Below are 15,729 nucleotides of genomic sequence, written 5' to 3'. Positions count from 1 at the left end.
CAAATAGCGGAGCTGCCAGCGGTATTCCTGAAGAATGCAGGAGCCGAGCGCTGGTCATTCCTTGGAATCTCCATGGGGGAGGACGCGGACATTCATGAAACAGCATAATCGCAGACTGGATATTGTTCTTATGCTGGCGTTGGCAGCATTTGTCTTGCTGCCTTGGTACCGCATTGAAGATGGCTTTCTGAGTTTCGGTTGGCTGGACGGAATGTATGGCGACGGTGCAACAGCACCGGGCTTCTGGCAAATGGCCTTCTTCGGGCGTCCGTGGCTTGGCGCTATCGCCGTGTTCATGCTTCTCTGCGCCTCTGCCCGTTTCATATTGCCTGTAGAGCGTCGTAGCGGCATTCTGGTCTGGGCAAGTCTCCTTGGTGTTATATTTCTGGTGCTGCAAGGGCTGGCTATCGGCTTTTCTGGCTGGAACTGGACGATCAGCGAAAATCTGTTCGGCACGCTCGCAGACGGCCAGCCGGCCTTCGGCGCAGGAGCAATCCTGACAGGCCTGTGCTTTCTGCTTATTTTTTCGTTTGGTGTGGCGGAACGCGGCGTTATGAAAGGGGACGCTTTTGTCGTCTCTTCCATCACTCTGCTTGTCGCGTTGGTGGCTGTATTTGTCTTCTATCCCGTCATCAGCATGTTCGCAGGCGCAGTGCAGGATTTCGACGGCTCGTTCAAGCCGGAGGGGTTCATTGGCAATATTCAGGATTCCTCGATCTGGAGTCTCGCCTGTGTTGTCGGTGACGGGCGATGTGGCGTTGCGTGGCGCACATTGTGGTTGGCGCTGATGACAGCGACAGGGTCGACTGTGCTGGGGCTTGCCTTTGCCCTTGTCGCAACCCGCACAGGTTTTCCTTTCAAGAAAGGTCTCCGGCTTCTCACCATATTGCCGATCATCACGCCGCCTTTCGTTGTAGGGCTTGCGCTGACATTGCTTTTTGGCCGCGCAGGCGTCGTGACGGAGCAGTTGTCCAATATATTCGGCGTCGAACCCGGACGGTGGCTTTACGGACTCATCGGCATATGGATCGCTCAGGTCCTGTCGTTTACCCCCATTTCCTTCCTCGTGCTTATCGGCGTTGTGGAAGGGGTGTCGCCGTCAATGGAAGAGGCATCGCAAACTTTGCGCGCCGATCGCTGGCGGACTTTTCGTAGGGTTTCTCTGCCGCTGATGGCGCCAGGCCTTGCCAACGCATTTCTCATCGCCTTCATCGAAAGTATGGCGGATTTCGGCAATCCAATGGTGCTCGGGGGAAGCAATGGCGTGCTGTCGACCGAAATATTCTTTGCTGTGGTGGGCGCGCAAAACGATCCGTCGCGCGCTGCGGTTCTCGCTATCGTGCTCCTGTGTTTTACATTGACCGCGTTTCTCATCCAGCGTGTCTGGCTTTCGGGCAAGAATTTCGCAACCGTGACGGGCAAGGGCGATTCCGGCATGCATGTCGGCTTGCCCCGCGGGCTAAAGATTGGCGTTTATGCTCTTGTCATCCCGTGGATGATTTTCACTGTCGTTGTTTATGCGATGATCCTTATTGGCGGTTTCGTACGGCAGTGGGGGCTCGATAATACGCTGACTGTCGAACATTACGCGCGTGCATTCTCCGTCGATTGGACCGAAAACGGCATTGCATGGAGCGGCGTGGCGTGGAACTCGTTTTGGACCACCATGGAAATTTCAATGCTCTCGGCACCACTGACTGCGGCGGTCGGTTTGCTGACAGCCTATCTGATCGTTCGCCAGCGTTTTGTCGGACGCAATATCTTCGAATTTGCTCTTATGCTGAGCTTTGCCATTCCCGGTACGGTTATCGGCGTCAGCTACATCATGGCTTTCAATTTGCCACCGCTTGAAATGACCGGAACCGCGCTGATCCTGATCGCATGTTTCGTATTCCGCAATATGCCCGTTGGCGTGCGTGGCGGCATCGCAGCCATGAGCCAGCTTGACAAAAGCCTCGATGAAGCTTCCCTGACGTTGCGGGCAAACAGCTTCCGCACGATCCGCAAGGTCATTCTGCCGCTCCTGCGCCCGGCAATCACCGCGGCATTGGTCTATTCCTTCGTACGTGCCATCACCTCCATCAGCGCGGTCATTTTCCTTGTCTCCGCGCAATACAACATGGCGACATCCTACATCGTCGGTCTGGTCGAAAACGGCCAATTCGGTGTGGCCATCGCATATTCATCGATGCTGATTGTCGTGATGATCGTCGTCATTACAGGCTTTCAGCTTCTTGTGGGTGAACGCAAGCTCAGGCGCGAAAACCGCATTGCCGCTATCGTTCCCGTCAAATCCGTTCGACAGGAGAAAACCGCATGACTGCGATCCGTCCCGGCTCCGTTACATTTGAAAACGTCACCAAGAAGTTCGGTAATTTCACCGCCTTGCCCGATCTGTCCCTGACTGTCGAGCCGGGAACTCTGGTAACGCTTCTTGGACCATCCGGTTGCGGCAAGACGACGACTTTGCGGCTGCTGGCTGGGCTCGAACACCCAACGTCGGGTCGTATTCTGATTGGTGGGAAGGATGTGACCAACCTGCCAGCTAATGAGCGTGATGTTTCGATGGTCTTCCAGTCCTACGCGCTCTTTCCGCATATGAGTTCGCTCGACAATGTAGCCTACGGCCTGGAATCTTCAGGCATGAAGAAGGCGGAAGCGCGCGAACGTGCGGAAGAGGGGCTGAAGCTCGTCGGTCTGGCAGGAATGGGGCACCGCCTGCCTGCCGAACTCTCGGGTGGGCAGCAGCAGCGCGTTGCGGTCGCCCGCGCTCTCGTGCTGGAGCCACAGGTTCTGCTTCTGGATGAACCGCTTTCAAATCTCGATGCTCGCTTGCGTCGCCGGGTGCGTACTGAAATTCGCGAGTTGCAGCAGCGGCTCGGCTTCACTGCCGTTTATGTGACACATGATCAGGACGAGGCGCTTGCCGTTTCCGATACGATCATCGTCATGAAAGAAGGCAACATCGCCCAGAAAGGAAGCCCGCGTGATCTCTATGAAACACCAGCCTCCGCTTTCATTGCGGACTTCATGGGGGAGGCGAATGTGGTACCGTGTGAAGTAGTGACAGCCGATGGAGGCGAAGCTGTCATTCGTGTGGGAAGCCTGACCCACAGGGTCGCTGCCCGCAACGCCCGGCCAGGGCCGGCGCAGCTTGCGATCCGTCCCAATGCGGTGACCCTCCAGCCAAGGACGGGCGGCGGCTTTCCCGGACGGGTCGCGCATTCGGCCTATCTTGGCGATCATATCGAGTATGAAATTGAGACCGAGCACGGCAAGCTTTTCATTGTTGATCCGGCGGTCGAGAAGGCCCTGCCGCCACAAACCGACGTCTCGATTGAGTTCAAAATGCGCGGGCTTGCCATTATCAATCAATAGGCGCAGAAACGTCGCGCCTCTCCTTATCTCTCATCGGAAAACCATCATGACTTCCCATCCCCGACCGGAATTAGAAGCGCGGCTGGCGCTTGCCGAAAAGATCGCGCGCGAAGCGGGCGCTAAAGCTCTCGACTATTTCAAACGACGCGAAACGCTGGTTATCGAAACCAAGCGGGACCCGCAGGACGTGGTGTCGATTGCCGATAGGGACGTCGAGCAGCTCATCCGCACCCGTGTGTCGGAAATTTTTCCGCACGACGGCTTTCTCGGAGAGGAATACGGGCTGAATGAGGGTGCATCAGGCTACACCTGGGTCGTCGATCCGATTGATGGCACCAGTCCTTTCGTCAACGGCATGCCGAACTGGTGCGTTTCCATTGCCGTTCTGAAAGACGGAGAGCCTGTCATCGGCGTAATTCAGGCTCCTTGTTTCGATGAACTCTATGCCTCGGCAAACGGCTTGGGCGCAACGCTCAATGGCAAGAAGCTGGTTCTCGATCCAACCCGCACGATCCGCAATTCGGTGACAGGTATCGGTGCCAACAACTATGTGACGCCGCAACTCGTGGCCAAAATCGTGGAAGATCTGCTTGAGGCGGGCGGCACGTTTATTCGCAACGGGTCCGGTGCGCTGATGATTGCCTATGTCGCGGCTGGCAGGCTGGTGGGATATTATGAGCCCTATATGCATGCGTGGGATTGCATGGCTGGCTTTTGCCTTGTGCGCGAGGCGGGTGGTTATGCGCACCCTTTCCCTGTCGATGGAGAAAAACTTACCAAGGGTAACAGGGTTTTCGTGGCTGCACCCGGTGCGATTGACGATCTCAAGAGGGTTGCCGGTCTCTGACGGATAGTTCCAGTTTCGGAGCTTATTCCCAACCGTACTCTGAATAAGGTTCATTGCGGGCGATGCAGACAAGTGCCTGCCTCACATAGGGAATGGTATTTCCAGGAAGATTGTCCAGTTTTCTCCATTGCAGATTGTCGTGCTTGTCCGGCTCGCATAGGGTGGGGGTGCCAGTCCATTCCTCGGTGCGGAAGAAATGGCCTATCCAGGGGCTGTCGGCCGTCAGGCTATGCAAGGTGTGGACTGATTTCAGAGCTTCCGGCGCGATGACCACGCCCGTCTCTTCAAACGCTTCCCGTGCGGCTGCGGCGCGGATCGTTTCGCCCGCATCAAGCCCTCCTGCAGGGAGGCTGAACGAACCATCCATCCATCCAGTTGCTTTCCGTCGCAACATGCAGATTTCCGCTCCGCGCGCCAGAATGACAAAGACTGCGGACGAAAGCTGAAAACGGACGCGCTCGTTCAATCGAAACTCCCCAAAATGCAATCGGCAAGTCTTCCACGGACTTGCCGAAAGCTTACACGAGTCGGTCTGTTTCTTAAGGAGGATCAGGAGTTGTCCCGTTGGAAAATCCAGTCGTGATCGGGATGATTCTTGAACCGCCATTTGCGCAAGGGACCGGCCATCACATTGAGATAATACATCTCATAGCCATAGGGCGCGCCACATGGATGATGGCCTTTGGGCACAAGCACGACATCTCCATCTGCGACTGCCATGGTTTCATCAAGGCTTCCGTCCTCGGTGAAAACACGCTGGAAGCCAAACCCCTGCGCCGGATTGAGACGGTGATAATAGGTCTCTTCCAGATAGGTCATATCCGGAAAATTGTCTTCGTCATGCCTGTGCGGTGGATAGGACGACCAGTTACCCTGTGGGGTGAATACCTCGGTGACAAGAAGGCTGTCGGCAACATCGCGGCCTTCCATTGCTATATTATGGATGAAGCGGGTATTGGCGCCTGTTCCGCGTTGTTCCAGCGACAGGCCTTTCGGTCCAAGCTTCTGTGCCTTGCGGCCCGGTTTACCCGGCGCGGTACATACGGCCAGGACACAATCTGTTGTAGCAGTCGCTTGCCAGTCGCTTTCAGCAGGCACATAGAGGCAGTGCGGCGGCAGTTTCTCGAACACGTTCATACGTTCGCCCATCTCGCCGAAATCCTCGCCGGAAGCCGAAATCTCCGCTTTGCCTTCCACAAGAACGAGGATCACCTCGGTCGGCCCCGTCTTTTCTGAAGCGCTTTCACCAGCCTTTAGACGATAAAGTCCGAATCCGACATAGCCCCATCCGGCGCTTTCCGGTGTAATGTCGTGAACCTTGCCATGCGTGCCCACGGGCTTGCGCAACAGATTGTCCATGTCTCAGTCTCCTTTATCGAGTCCTGCTTCACGCGCGAATGATTTCAGCGACTTCAGCCCAAGTGACTGATATTGATATGGATTGCGAACATCTGGATCTTGCTCGGCTTCGATCACCAGCCAGCCTTGATAAGCTTTCTCGGCTGCAACTTTCAGTACAGGTACGAAGTCGACGCCGCCGTCCGGATCGCCCGGAACAGTGAAAACGCCGCGACGGACTCCCTCCAGAAAAGACAGGCCTTGGTCGCCTACTTCGGTGGCTATCGCCGGGCGTACGTTCTTGGCATGGATATGTCCGACACGGCCCATATGCTTTTTGGCAACCCGTTCGGGGTCCCCGCCGCCAAACAGGCAATGGCCGGTATCGAGAAGAAGCTTTGTATACGGTCCCGTATGTTGCATAAGAAGATCAATCTCGTCCTCGCTCTGCACTACCGTTCCCATGTGATGATGGTAGACAAGCGCGATATCTTGAGCTGCGGCATATTCGGCCAGTGCTTCCACGCCCGCGCTAAATTCTTCCCAACGCGCTTCTTCAAGGACCGGACGTTCGGATAATGGCTTGTCATTATCGCCGTGAATCGCGTTGGAGGTTTCGCAAACGATGATGACCTTGGAGCCCATCGCTTTCAGAAGATCGAGCGCCGGCTGCATTGCCTTCTTTTCTTCTTCAACCGGGTTGATCAGCAGATTGAGTGAATGCCAGCCCGATACATAGCGCAGCTTGCGGGGTTCAAGAACGGCCTTGAGCAACGCGGCTTCCTGCGGAAACTTGTGACCTTTCTCGATTCCGTCGAAGCCGATTTCGGCGGTTTCATCGAGACATTGATCCAAGCTGATGTGCGCGCCGAGGCTGCGATCATCGTCGTTCGACCAGGCAATGGGATTGGTGCCATAGAGGATCATTGGTCAGTTTCTTTCTTTGAGCTTGGCTTCATAATCTTTGCGTGCAGCACGTACCTGCTCACGTTCCGAGACTTCCGGCACAGCGACATCCCACCACCATCCGCCGGTTTCGGGCGTCGGGTAAGGATCGGTGTCGATAATGATGACAGTCGTGCGCGAACTGTTGCGGGCTTCAGCCAGGGCATCTTCCAACTCGTGGATCGACCCTGCTTTCTTTGTATCAGCGCCCATTGCTCCGGCGTGGGCAGCAAAATCTATTTTCGATGGGTTCACATGGGCAGCATGATCGAGCAGGTTGTTGAACTCGGCGCCGCCGGTCGCCATTTGCAGCCGGTTGATGCAGCCGAAACCACGATTGTCGGTAACAACGACCGTAATCTTCTGTCCCATCATGACGGCGGTGGCGAGTTCAGAATTGGCCATCATGTAGGAACCGTCGCCGACCATCACGATGACGTCCCGATCCGGTTCGGCCATCTTGATGCCGAGACCACCGGCGATTTCGTAGCCCATGCAGGAAAAGCCGTATTCCATGTGGTAGGACATGGGGCGACCGGCCTTCCAGAGTTGATGCAATTCTCCGGGCATCGTTCCGGCCGCGCACATGACGACGGTGTTCTCTCGCGCCTGGCGCTGCACCGCGCCAATCACCTGCATATCGGTCGGCAAGGCGTTGCTATCGTTGGGAGCGGCTGTGAAACGGTCTGCCGCCGCAAACCATTTCTCTTTCAATGCTGCATTGATTGGTTGGCGCTGGTAGCTGCCGATTGTTTTGGAGAGCATTTCAAGCCCGATCTTTGCATCGGCAACCAATGGAAGCGAACCATGCTTGGAACCGTCATAGGGCTGGACATTTAGCGAGAGAAGCTTGCGCCCGGGATGTCTGAAGAGCGCCCAAGATCCGGTTGTAAAGTCCTGAAAGCGCGTGCCGACGCCGACCACGAGATCAGCTTCCGCAGCGATAGCATTGGCGCTATCTGCCCCAGTTACGCCCACCGGACCGAAATTGAGCGGATGATCCCACGGCAGGGCCGATTTACCTGCCTGCGTTTCGATTACCGGAATGCCGTGCGCTTCGGCAAAATTGCGCAACGCTTCCTGTGCGCCGGAATAATGCACACCACCGCCTGCGACGATAACAGGTTTGAGCGCTGCCCGAATTGCTGCGGCTGCGCTATTCAGTTCATTTTCATCCGGCGGCGGGCGGCGCCAGTGCCAGACTTTCTGTTCAAAGAACGTTTCCGGCCAGTCATAGGCCTCCGTCTGTACGTCCTGACAAAAGGCGAGTGTCACCGGCCCGCAATCGGCTGGATCTGTCATGGTGCGGAAGGCGCGAGGCAGGGCGGTGAGAAGCTGTTCGGGTCGGGTGATCCTGTCGAAATAGCGGCTGACCGGACGAAAACAGTCATTTACGGTCATGGTGCCGTCATTGAAGTCTTCGATTTGCTGTAAAACGGGGTCAGGTCCACGATTGGCAAAGACGTCACCCGGGATGAGAAGGACAGGCAGGCGGTTTACATGGGCGAGGGCAGCTGCCGTAACCATATTTGTTGCACCGGGGCCGATGGAGGAGGTGACGGCACAAGCGCGCTTGCGGCCAAGCTGCTTGGCATAGGCAATGGCTGCATGAGCCATGGTCTGCTCATTGTGACCGCGCCATGTCGACAATTCTTCGCGAATGCCGTGGAGCGCCTCGCCAAGTCCGGCCACATTCCCATGGCCGAAAATAGCCCAGACGCCTGCGATAAAAGTTTCCCCGTCCGGCGTCAGCTGATTTGCGAGATAGCGCACCAAAGCTTGCGCGGCGGTCAATCGAATTGTTTTCATAGCTCCTCCAGCGTCCTCCCGGCAGAACGAACTCAGTATTTACGTACGCTGTCCCAGACATTGCAAAGGCTGCGATAGCGCGCAGCCATCTCGGCGACTGCTTCTTCGTCGCTGATCAAACCGTTCAGCCATTTGCGTGCTGCGTCACCAAAGATGGTGCGCCCTACCGCAAAACCTTTGACGAGATCGAACCCGGCAGCGATTGCAAGGCTGGCTTCCAGTTCTTCGGCGGGTGCATCCAGTCCCAGGACGACGATGCCGCGCGTGTGTGCATCGTTGCGAGTAATCGCGTCACAGGCATTGGCCCAGGCCGCCGTGGTTTTCATAGGCTCGAGCTTCCACCAGTCGGGATAGACGCCGATCTCATAGAACCGCTCGATCACACGCGCTGTCGTGTCGTCATCGACCGGCCCCGCTTTGGAAGGGATAATTTCTAACAGGAATTCCAAACGGTTACGCCGGGCGGCTGCGAAAAGACGTAAAACCGTTTCTTCCTGCTGTGCCTTGAATTCAGCTGTGTCATCCGGATGATAGAAGCATAGCAACTTCACGACGTTCCCAACGGACCACTCCACAAGTCCACCACAGTCCGGTCCGAGTTCCGGCTCCAGTTTCAGCGGGCGTGAACCGGGCCACTCAGCAGGACGCCCGATCCACAAGTTTGTGCCCGCGGCCCGGTAAAGAGCATCGCGGCCCAGCCGCCCATCGCACAATATGCCGTAGCCTTTGGCGCCGTTTGCCACCTGCAAGGCAGCATTCAGGCAAAGATGTTTGAATTCACCTATCTTTTCCGTCGAAACGCCCGCTTCGGCGGCCATTTCTTCAAGCTGGATACGGTGGTCGAACGCGAAGACGCGCATGTGAGGCCAGTCGCCGTTGCGGTTGGTGGACCAATGTATCTGCTCCAGGGCCGCATCCTTGCGCAAAGCCTTGTTGCGAATGCCAGTGCGGAAAAAATACTGAAGCTCTTCCCAACTCGGATAGGCTGGCGTGCATCCATGCCGGGACACTGCAAAAGCACCGCAGGCGTTGGCGAATTTGAGGCTGGTTGGCCAGTCTTCGCCCTTGAGCCAGCCACGCAAAAGTCCGGACATGAACCCGTCGCCTGCGCCGAGCACATTGAAAACCTCAATCGGGAAGCCCTCGCCGCTCTGTCCCTCGTCAAGATTGTCAGGAATTGGACCTTCGAAAACCACCGCTCCCATGGGACCGCGTTTGCAGACGAGTGCAGCGTTCGTCACATGGCGTACGGATTTCAACGCTTGCAGCGTATCAGTCGAGCCGCCTGCGATATGGAACTCCTCTTCCGTTCCAACGACAAGATCAAACAGATGAAGCGTCGATTGAAGCTTGGCTGTGACGGCTGTGGATTCGATGAAACGATTTTCTCCGTCACCATGGCCGGAAAGCCCCCAGAGATTAGGGCGGTAATCAATGTCGAGCACTGTGCGGCTGCCATTGCCGCGCGCGAGGCGAAGTGCTTTCAGGACAGCCGCTTCCGTTCTTGGATGCGATAGATGCGTGCCGGTCGCCAATACACAGCCTGCTTCGGCGATAAAGTCTGGATCGATGTCATCCTCGCACAAAGCCATGTCGGCACAATTTTCGCGATAGAAGATCAAGGGAAAATGGTGCTGGTCGCGAATGCCGAGAATAACCAGGGCGGTCAGGCGCTCTGGATCGGTAACGATGCCCCGAGTGTCCACGCCCTCCCGCTCCAGTTCCCGCAGCAGAAAGCGCCCCATATGCTCATCGCCGACACGCGTGATCAACGCCGATTTCAGGCCCAGCCGCGCAGTCCCGGTTGCAATGTTGGTCGGGGAGCCACCGACATACTTGTTGAAGGATGCCATGTCTTCGAGAAGGCCGCCAACCTGCGCGCCATACAGGTCCACCGAAGATCGGCCAATCGTTATCAAGTCGAGCCGCTTCACTGCTGTCCTCCTCGGTATTTTTTTATTGCTGCATGGCTGCGCATGAAACACGACACATAGCAGTTATTCCATTTTTGATTAAAATGGATTTATTATTCTATTTCAACCGAAAAATGGAATGCGCAAAGAAAGGTCAGTCACTTTGCCGTAGTGTGCCCACGGCGACGGCAAGTGCTATAGCCAGGCAAAGCGTTGCTGAGAGCGACCGGAATGCACCGAAATCCACTTCTGAAACCAGAAGCGTCTGCTTGGCGGACTTGCTCATGGGGCTGACAAAAGTGTCTGTGATACCGACGACATCGATACCCCGCGCGGCAACGGCTTCGGCCATGGCGACCGTTTCCGGCGAATAGGGGGAGAAGGTAATCGCCAGAAGCACGTCGCCTTCGCGAATAGCATGCAGGTTTTCCAGTTTGCCAACGGCGCTGTGCAGCATTGCGGGAACGTGCATTTTCTCCAGCGCGTAAGCTAGATAGCTTGCGACTGGAAAAGCGCGACGGATTCCGACAATGTGGATTGTATGCGCGCCAGCCAGAAGCTGAACGGCCTTTTCGAGCGCTTCAGAATCAATGGTCTTGAGCAAACCTTCGAGGGAGGTGCGCCCGGCCTCGGCAAACTCGGCAAGAAGGGCGGGAGCGCTGCCCGTCGCCGTTTCGCGCAAGTGCTGCAACCGGGTTGAATAATCCGGCCAGCCGCCAGCATAGGAATCCCGGAACAGCTTCTGCATTTCGGAAAAGCCGGAGAAGCCCATGATTTGGCAGAAGCGCATGAAGGCGGAACTCTGCACACCTGCGCCTTCAGCCATTTCCGCGACTGTCGACACAGCGATACGATCCTGATTGGCCGCGACGAAGTCAGCACACTGCTTGAGCCTTTTCGGCAGGCGGTCGGAGACCTGAAGCAGCTTCGCTTCGAATTCCTTGATATTTGCCGGAACGCTGATCGGTGACGGGGCAGGCGAATCCATCATTGGCCTTTCAATTATGGTCTCTTGACAATCTTTATGTCACATTCTAGCAAAATAGAATAAATATTCTACAGCGTATCTTCAGGTGGATGAAGATCGCCGTTTCCTGGGAGGATGAGGCAATGGTGGCACGTCTGGCGCTGCTCGGTGCGGGCCGTATCGGCAAGGTGCATGCAGGTGCAATCGCTGCGGACAAGCGGGCCAAACTGGTCGCCGTTGCGGATGCCAACGAAGCGGCAGCACTCGCAATTGCCGACCCTGCAGGGGCTGAAGTTCGCAGCATCGACGCTATCGAAAAGGCAGACGACATTGATGCTGTGCTGATCTGCACGCCAACGAATACCCACGCCGATCTTATTGAACGGTTTTCGCGCGTCGGCAAGGCCGTTTTCTGTGAAAAGCCCATTGATCTTGATATTGCACGCGTCCGAGCCTGCCTGGCAGTTATTCGCGAAACTGGCGCGAAGGTGATGCTTGGTTTCAATCGCCGATTCGATCCGCATTTTGCGGCAGTACGCAAGACCATTGAAGACGGGCGCATCGGCAATGTTGAAATGGTAACGATCACCAGCCGCGATCCCGGCGCGCCACCGGCGGAATATATCAAGGTATCGGGCGGCATTTTTCGCGACATGACGATCCACGATTTCGATATGGCGCGTTTTCTGCTTGGAGAGGAAATCGAGAGCGTATCGGCGTCGGCCTCGGTTCTTGTCGATCCAAAAATCGGAGAACTCGGCGATTTTGATAGTGCGAGCGTCATCCTGACGACCGCTTCTGGCCGACAATGTGTGATTTCCAATTCGCGGCGCGCTTCCTACGGTTACGATCAGCGCATTGAGGTCCATGGATCGCTCGGCGCTGTTTCGGCGGAAAACCAGCGCCCCGTTTCGATAGAAATCGCTTCCAGAGATGGCTATAATCGCCCGCCTCTCCACGATTTTTTCATGACGCGCTACACGGCTGCTTATGCAGCGGAAATCGCCTCGTTTATCGATGCGCTTGATACAGGAAAAGCGCCTCATCCTTCAGCAGAAGATGGACTACAGGCCTTGGCCTTGGCTGAAGCTGCTCTCCGTTCGGTCAGGGAAGGACGCACTGTCAAGGTCGCCGAGGTCCTGCGGTAAGGCGGTAATTTCATTTGCCTTTTACCGCATTCGGCTGCGATATGCGGGACATGGCCTACAAGATCGATGATTTGCCGTTTGAAGAGTTTTTTCTGCCCGTGAGCAAAGCTACCGCAGCTCTGGCACGGCTCGACGAGCGGCTTTCGCGTTCGCCCATTCGCAATGGCATGATCGAGCGGATGCATATGCACGATGCTGTCGCTTCGATGTGGCTTGAGGGTGAGCTGGTGCATCTGGAAGACCTGGTCTTGCATGATGCCTTGATGGACAGCCGGGTGCCAAGCCATGCCCTGACGATTGCACATGCGGTTTTGCGCATGCGTCGCCAGATTGCTGGAAAACCAGCAGACTGGGCCCTCGGACCCACCGGTATTCAGCAATTGCTCGGCCGCTCCATCAATCTCGCGCCTTCGGAAATCGAACCGCGCATGACACTGGATGACGATTCCGATCCGTTGCTCAATGACGTCGACACTCTGCTTGCCCGGACTGAAGCTCTTCTCGAAGGTGTGGCTTCCGAGAGGTCCAAGCCGGAAACGACGCAGCGTGATACACTGCTTTACGACAGTGACTGGGATGAGGATGCGCGTTTGGAGGAATGGCGCGATTGTCTTGCCAATACAAGAGATTTGCCGCCGCTTATGCGGGCAGCTTTAATTCATGACGCCTGGTTTTCGCTGGAAGTTGTGCAACGCTCATCTTGGATAGGACGGTTGCTGACGGCCGCGTTCCTGCGCCAGAGCGGTCTTGCGGCGAGCCATCTGCCGACAATCAGTCTCGGCCTGCGTGCGAAACGGCCGGACGAGCGCCGTTCGCCGAACCGCCTGGTCAGGCTCAGAACGTTCTTTGCTAGCATTGAAGATGCCGCCGACCTCACCATGAAGGAGCATGACCGGTTGCTTCTGGCGCGTGAACAAATGCAGCGTAAGCTCAAGGGACGCAGGTCCAATTCGCGACTACCGGACCTGATGGAAATGGTGCTGCGCAGCCCTCTCATTTCCAGCCAGATGGTGGAAAAGGAGCTGCAAGTTACACAGCAAGGGGCCCTGAAACTGATCTCGGAACTCAATTTGAGAGAAATCACCGGGCGCGGGCGGTTTCGGGCCTGGGGAGTTCTCTAACTCTGATTCATGCATTTGTGGCGCAGATGGTCCGCGAAAAGCTCGAACTCATTGCGGCGGGCCGCATTGGAACGCCAGACAAGGACCAGCGATCGGTAATTGTTCTTACCCTCGTAAGGAACGACGCTCAGTTCGGTTCCTCGCGTGACGCCGGATTTGACAGCTATCTCCGGCAGCAGAGTGACGCCCATTCCGAAGTCCACGAGTTGCACAAGCGTGGTGATCGATGTTGCGTGAACATCGCCGCTTGCTTGCGCTGGTGTTGAACCTATCGCAGCCATGACGTGTTCGCGAAGGCAATGCCCCGTTTCCAGCAAGAGAAATGGCTGATCCTGCAAATCGTCAGCATCTATACGGTCGCGATTGGCCAATGCATGGTCGCGCCGCACGGCCAGATAGAACACGTCCTGACCAAGCTTTGATACTTCAAATTCATCGAGATCGTATGGATGGGCAACGAGCGCTACGTCGAGGGACCCTGAACGCAAGCTGTCGAGGAGGGAGCGCGTGAGCCCTTCCCGGATTGTAAGCTGCAATTCGGGAAATGCTTTGGTGGTGGCAGGCAGAACTTTAGGCAGGAGAAAAGGCGCTATCGACGGGATAACGCCCATCCGCAATCTGGTCGTCAGCGGGCGTTCCGCCTGCCGAGCATGTTCAGGAAGTTCTTCGATGAGCGCTACGATCATACGAGCTCGCTCCAGAAAATCCTCACCCGCTGGCAGAAGCTGCATTCGTCTGCCCGAGCGATCGATTAGCGTTGCCCCAATTTCTGTCTCAAGCGCCTGAATAGCAGCGCTTAAGGTCGATTGGGTTACGCCTACGATTTCGGCTGCTCGCGAAAAGGAGCCCGCTTTGACGACGGCCATAAAATAGTGGAGTTGACGGACACTGATATTGAGCATCGAATCCCAAGACCTCGCCCCATCGCTAAAATCGATGGAATTTATCGATATAATCGTTTTGACCGATTTGGCAAGAAACCCTATATACGACTCGCAGGATGGAAAATTCTGAAAATTCAGAAATTTCCGCATAACCATTGAATTTTTACAGGCAGGTATAAGATGCTCGGAATCGGCGACAAGCTTCCCTCCTTCAAGGTCACCGGCGTAAAGCCCGGTTTCAACCATCACGAAGAAAATGGCGTTTCGGCATTTGAAGAAATCACCGAAGCAAGCTTCGCAGGCAAGTGGAAAGTTATCTTCTTCTACCCGAAGGATTTCACCTTTGTATGCCCGACCGAAATCGCTGAATTTGCGCGCCTTGCTTCGGATTTCGAAGACCGTGACGCAGTCGTTCTGGGCGGTTCGACCGACAATGAATTCGTGAAGCTTGCATGGCGCCGCGACCACAAGGATCTCGACAAGCTGCCGATCTGGTCGTTTGCTGACACCAACGGCTCGCTGGTCGATGGCCTGGGCGTTCGTTCGCCGGATGGCGTTGCATATCGCTACACCTTCGTTGTCGATCCGGACAACACAATCCAGCACGTTTATGCAACCAACCTCAACGTTGGCCGTGCGCCCAAGGACACGCTTCGCGTTCTCGACGCGCTGCAGACCGATGAGCTCTGCCCGTGCAACCGCGAAGTCGGTGGCGAAACGCTCAAGGCTGCCTGACCGGCGCTTGCTTGTTGCAGAAAGGCGGGTCGAGACCCGCCTTTCTTTTATCTTATATCTAAAAGACTGATAGAGGTTTCCATGTCCATTGATGATCTGAAATCAAAGATCCCGGATTTTGCCAAGGACGTTCGTCTTAATCTTTCGTCGATGGCAAGCGATGAAACACTGACGCCACAGCAGAAGTATGGTCTGTTCGTCGCCTGCGGCATCGCCTCCCGCAATGCCGATGTGCGCAAGTCGCTTGTTGCCGAGGCCGCAGCAAAAGTCGATGCGTCCGTTATTCAGGCAGCAAAGTCGGCTGCATCGATCATGGGCATGAACAATGTCTATTACCGGTTCGTGCATCTTGCGACCAATAAGGATTATCGCACCATGCCGGCGAAACTCCGGATGAATGTGATCGGTAATCCGGGTGTCGATAAGGTCGATTTCGAACTCTGGTCGCTGGCTGTGTCCGCCATCAATGGCTGCGGCATGTGCATCGATGCGCATGAGGATGTTCTGCGCAAGGCCAACGTGTCATCGGAAGCAATCCAGACGGCCGTCCGGTTTGCTTCGATCATCCAGTCGGTCGCAATCGCACTGGAAGCTGCCGACACCGAATAAGGGCCGTGCCCTCTTTCAAAGAAAAGCCCGCGCGG

The 15,729-nt window shown here is 56.0% G+C and carries 14 protein-coding genes; 7 read left to right on the top strand and 7 right to left on the bottom strand.

Going from position 1 to position 15,729, the window contains the following annotated elements; genetic code table 11:
- Positions 1-94: 94 nt before the first annotated feature.
- Genes F9K78_RS03285 through F9K78_RS03275 form a run of 3 tightly spaced genes read left to right on the top strand, consistent with a single transcriptional unit; the run spans position 95 to position 4,225 of the window.
- A complete protein-coding gene (locus tag F9K78_RS03285) occupies positions 95-2,320 on the top strand; it encodes an ABC transporter permease (protein WP_121985280.1) in 2,226 nt (741 codons plus the stop codon).
- The gene (locus F9K78_RS03280) at positions 2,317-3,378 is read left to right on the top strand and encodes an ABC transporter ATP-binding protein (protein WP_121985281.1); all 1,062 of its coding nucleotides are present in this window, start codon (positions 2,317-2,319) and stop codon (positions 3,376-3,378) included. The genes F9K78_RS03285 and F9K78_RS03280 overlap by 4 nt, the downstream gene beginning before the upstream one ends.
- Before the next feature lie 46 nt (positions 3,379-3,424).
- Positions 3,425-4,225 (top strand): inositol monophosphatase family protein, encoded by an 801-nt coding sequence (locus F9K78_RS03275; RefSeq protein ID WP_121985282.1) that lies wholly within the window; start codon positions 3,425-3,427, stop codon positions 4,223-4,225.
- A 22-nt stretch (positions 4,226-4,247) separates the two neighbouring features.
- On the opposite strand, the gene F9K78_RS03270 is transcribed toward F9K78_RS03275, so the two are convergent.
- The 6 genes from F9K78_RS03270 to F9K78_RS03245 form a co-directional block, all read right to left on the bottom strand.
- A complete protein-coding gene (locus F9K78_RS03270) occupies positions 4,248-4,691 on the bottom strand; it encodes an NUDIX hydrolase (protein ID WP_121985283.1) in 444 nt (147 codons plus the stop codon).
- 83 nt (positions 4,692-4,774) lie between these two features.
- The gene (gene iolB / locus F9K78_RS03265) at positions 4,775-5,584 is read right to left on the bottom strand and encodes a 5-deoxy-glucuronate isomerase (protein WP_121985284.1); all 810 of its coding nucleotides are present in this window, start codon (positions 5,582-5,584) and stop codon (positions 4,775-4,777) included.
- 3 nt (positions 5,585-5,587) lie between these two features.
- A complete protein-coding gene (iolE, locus tag F9K78_RS03260; protein ID WP_121985285.1) occupies positions 5,588-6,490 on the bottom strand; it encodes a myo-inosose-2 dehydratase in 903 nt (300 codons plus the stop codon).
- 3 nt (positions 6,491-6,493) lie between these two features.
- Positions 6,494-8,317, bottom strand: a complete 1,824-nt coding sequence (gene iolD, locus F9K78_RS03255; protein WP_121981916.1) for a 3D-(3,5/4)-trihydroxycyclohexane-1,2-dione acylhydrolase (decyclizing) — start codon at positions 8,315-8,317, stop codon at positions 6,494-6,496.
- 32 nt (positions 8,318-8,349) lie between these two features.
- Positions 8,350-10,251, bottom strand: a complete 1,902-nt coding sequence (locus tag F9K78_RS03250; RefSeq protein WP_121985286.1) for a bifunctional 5-dehydro-2-deoxygluconokinase/5-dehydro-2-deoxyphosphogluconate aldolase — start codon at positions 10,249-10,251, stop codon at positions 8,350-8,352.
- A gap of 133 nt (positions 10,252-10,384) precedes the next feature.
- Positions 10,385-11,218, bottom strand: a complete 834-nt coding sequence (locus F9K78_RS03245; RefSeq protein ID WP_121985394.1) for a MurR/RpiR family transcriptional regulator — start codon at positions 11,216-11,218, stop codon at positions 10,385-10,387.
- A gap of 122 nt (positions 11,219-11,340) precedes the next feature.
- Between F9K78_RS03245 and iolG the strand changes: the two genes are divergently transcribed.
- Both iolG and F9K78_RS03235 read left to right on the top strand, forming a co-directional pair.
- Positions 11,341-12,345: an inositol 2-dehydrogenase gene (gene iolG / locus F9K78_RS03240; RefSeq protein ID WP_121985395.1), complete on the top strand. Its 1,005-nt coding sequence runs from the start codon at positions 11,341-11,343 to the stop codon at positions 12,343-12,345.
- 50 nt (positions 12,346-12,395) lie between these two features.
- The gene (locus F9K78_RS03235) at positions 12,396-13,466 is read left to right on the top strand and encodes an RHE_PE00001 family protein (protein ID WP_122066805.1); all 1,071 of its coding nucleotides are present in this window, start codon (positions 12,396-12,398) and stop codon (positions 13,464-13,466) included.
- Here the strand turns inward: F9K78_RS03235 and F9K78_RS03230 are convergent.
- A complete protein-coding gene (locus F9K78_RS03230; RefSeq protein WP_121985287.1) occupies positions 13,463-14,368 on the bottom strand; it encodes a hydrogen peroxide-inducible genes activator in 906 nt (301 codons plus the stop codon). The two genes, F9K78_RS03235 and F9K78_RS03230, sit on opposite strands and share 4 nt — an antisense overlap.
- Before the next feature lie 162 nt (positions 14,369-14,530).
- Here F9K78_RS03230 and F9K78_RS03225 point away from each other — a divergent pair, with 162 nt between their 5' ends.
- Complete coding sequence (locus F9K78_RS03225) at positions 14,531-15,085, top strand: peroxiredoxin (protein WP_006469087.1); 555 nt, start codon at positions 14,531-14,533, stop codon at positions 15,083-15,085.
- Positions 15,086-15,166: 81 nt separating this feature from the next.
- Positions 15,167-15,694: a carboxymuconolactone decarboxylase family protein gene (locus F9K78_RS03220; RefSeq protein ID WP_121981914.1), complete on the top strand. Its 528-nt coding sequence runs from the start codon at positions 15,167-15,169 to the stop codon at positions 15,692-15,694.
- The last annotated feature ends 35 nt before the right edge of the window (positions 15,695-15,729 follow it).

It is taken from the genome of Brucella pseudintermedia (assembly GCF_008932435.1).
GTDB lineage: Bacteria > Pseudomonadota > Alphaproteobacteria > Rhizobiales > Rhizobiaceae > Brucella > Brucella pseudintermedia.
The sequence above is the reverse complement of the archived record's forward strand: the minus strand, read 5'-3'. Positions and strand labels throughout refer to the sequence as shown.

Excerpts from the sequence above, each read along its gene's own strand:
- F9K78_RS03285 (WP_121985280.1), top strand. The coding sequence starts at position 95 with ATGAAACAGCATAATCGCAGACTGGATATTGTTCTTATGCTGGCGTTG.
- iolE (WP_121985285.1), bottom strand. The coding sequence starts at position 6,490 with ATGATCCTCTATGGCACCAATCCCATTGCCTGGTCGAACGACGATGAT.
- iolB (WP_121985284.1), bottom strand. The coding sequence starts at position 5,584 with ATGGACAATCTGTTGCGCAAGCCCGTGGGCACGCATGGCAAGGTTCAC.
- F9K78_RS03275 (WP_121985282.1), top strand. The coding sequence starts at position 3,425 with ATGACTTCCCATCCCCGACCGGAATTAGAAGCGCGGCTGGCGCTTGCC.
- F9K78_RS03235 (WP_122066805.1), top strand. The coding sequence starts at position 12,396 with ATGGCCTACAAGATCGATGATTTGCCGTTTGAAGAGTTTTTTCTGCCC.
- F9K78_RS03245 (WP_121985394.1), bottom strand. The coding sequence starts at position 11,218 with ATGGATTCGCCTGCCCCGTCACCGATCAGCGTTCCGGCAAATATCAAG.
- F9K78_RS03225 (WP_006469087.1), top strand. The coding sequence starts at position 14,531 with ATGCTCGGAATCGGCGACAAGCTTCCCTCCTTCAAGGTCACCGGCGTA.
- iolD (WP_121981916.1), bottom strand. The coding sequence starts at position 8,317 with ATGAAAACAATTCGATTGACCGCCGCGCAAGCTTTGGTGCGCTATCTC.
- F9K78_RS03230 (WP_121985287.1), bottom strand. The coding sequence starts at position 14,368 with ATGCTCAATATCAGTGTCCGTCAACTCCACTATTTTATGGCCGTCGTC.
- F9K78_RS03280 (WP_121985281.1), top strand. The coding sequence starts at position 2,317 with ATGACTGCGATCCGTCCCGGCTCCGTTACATTTGAAAACGTCACCAAG.
- iolG (WP_121985395.1), top strand. The coding sequence starts at position 11,341 with ATGGTGGCACGTCTGGCGCTGCTCGGTGCGGGCCGTATCGGCAAGGTG.
- F9K78_RS03220 (WP_121981914.1), top strand. The coding sequence starts at position 15,167 with ATGTCCATTGATGATCTGAAATCAAAGATCCCGGATTTTGCCAAGGAC.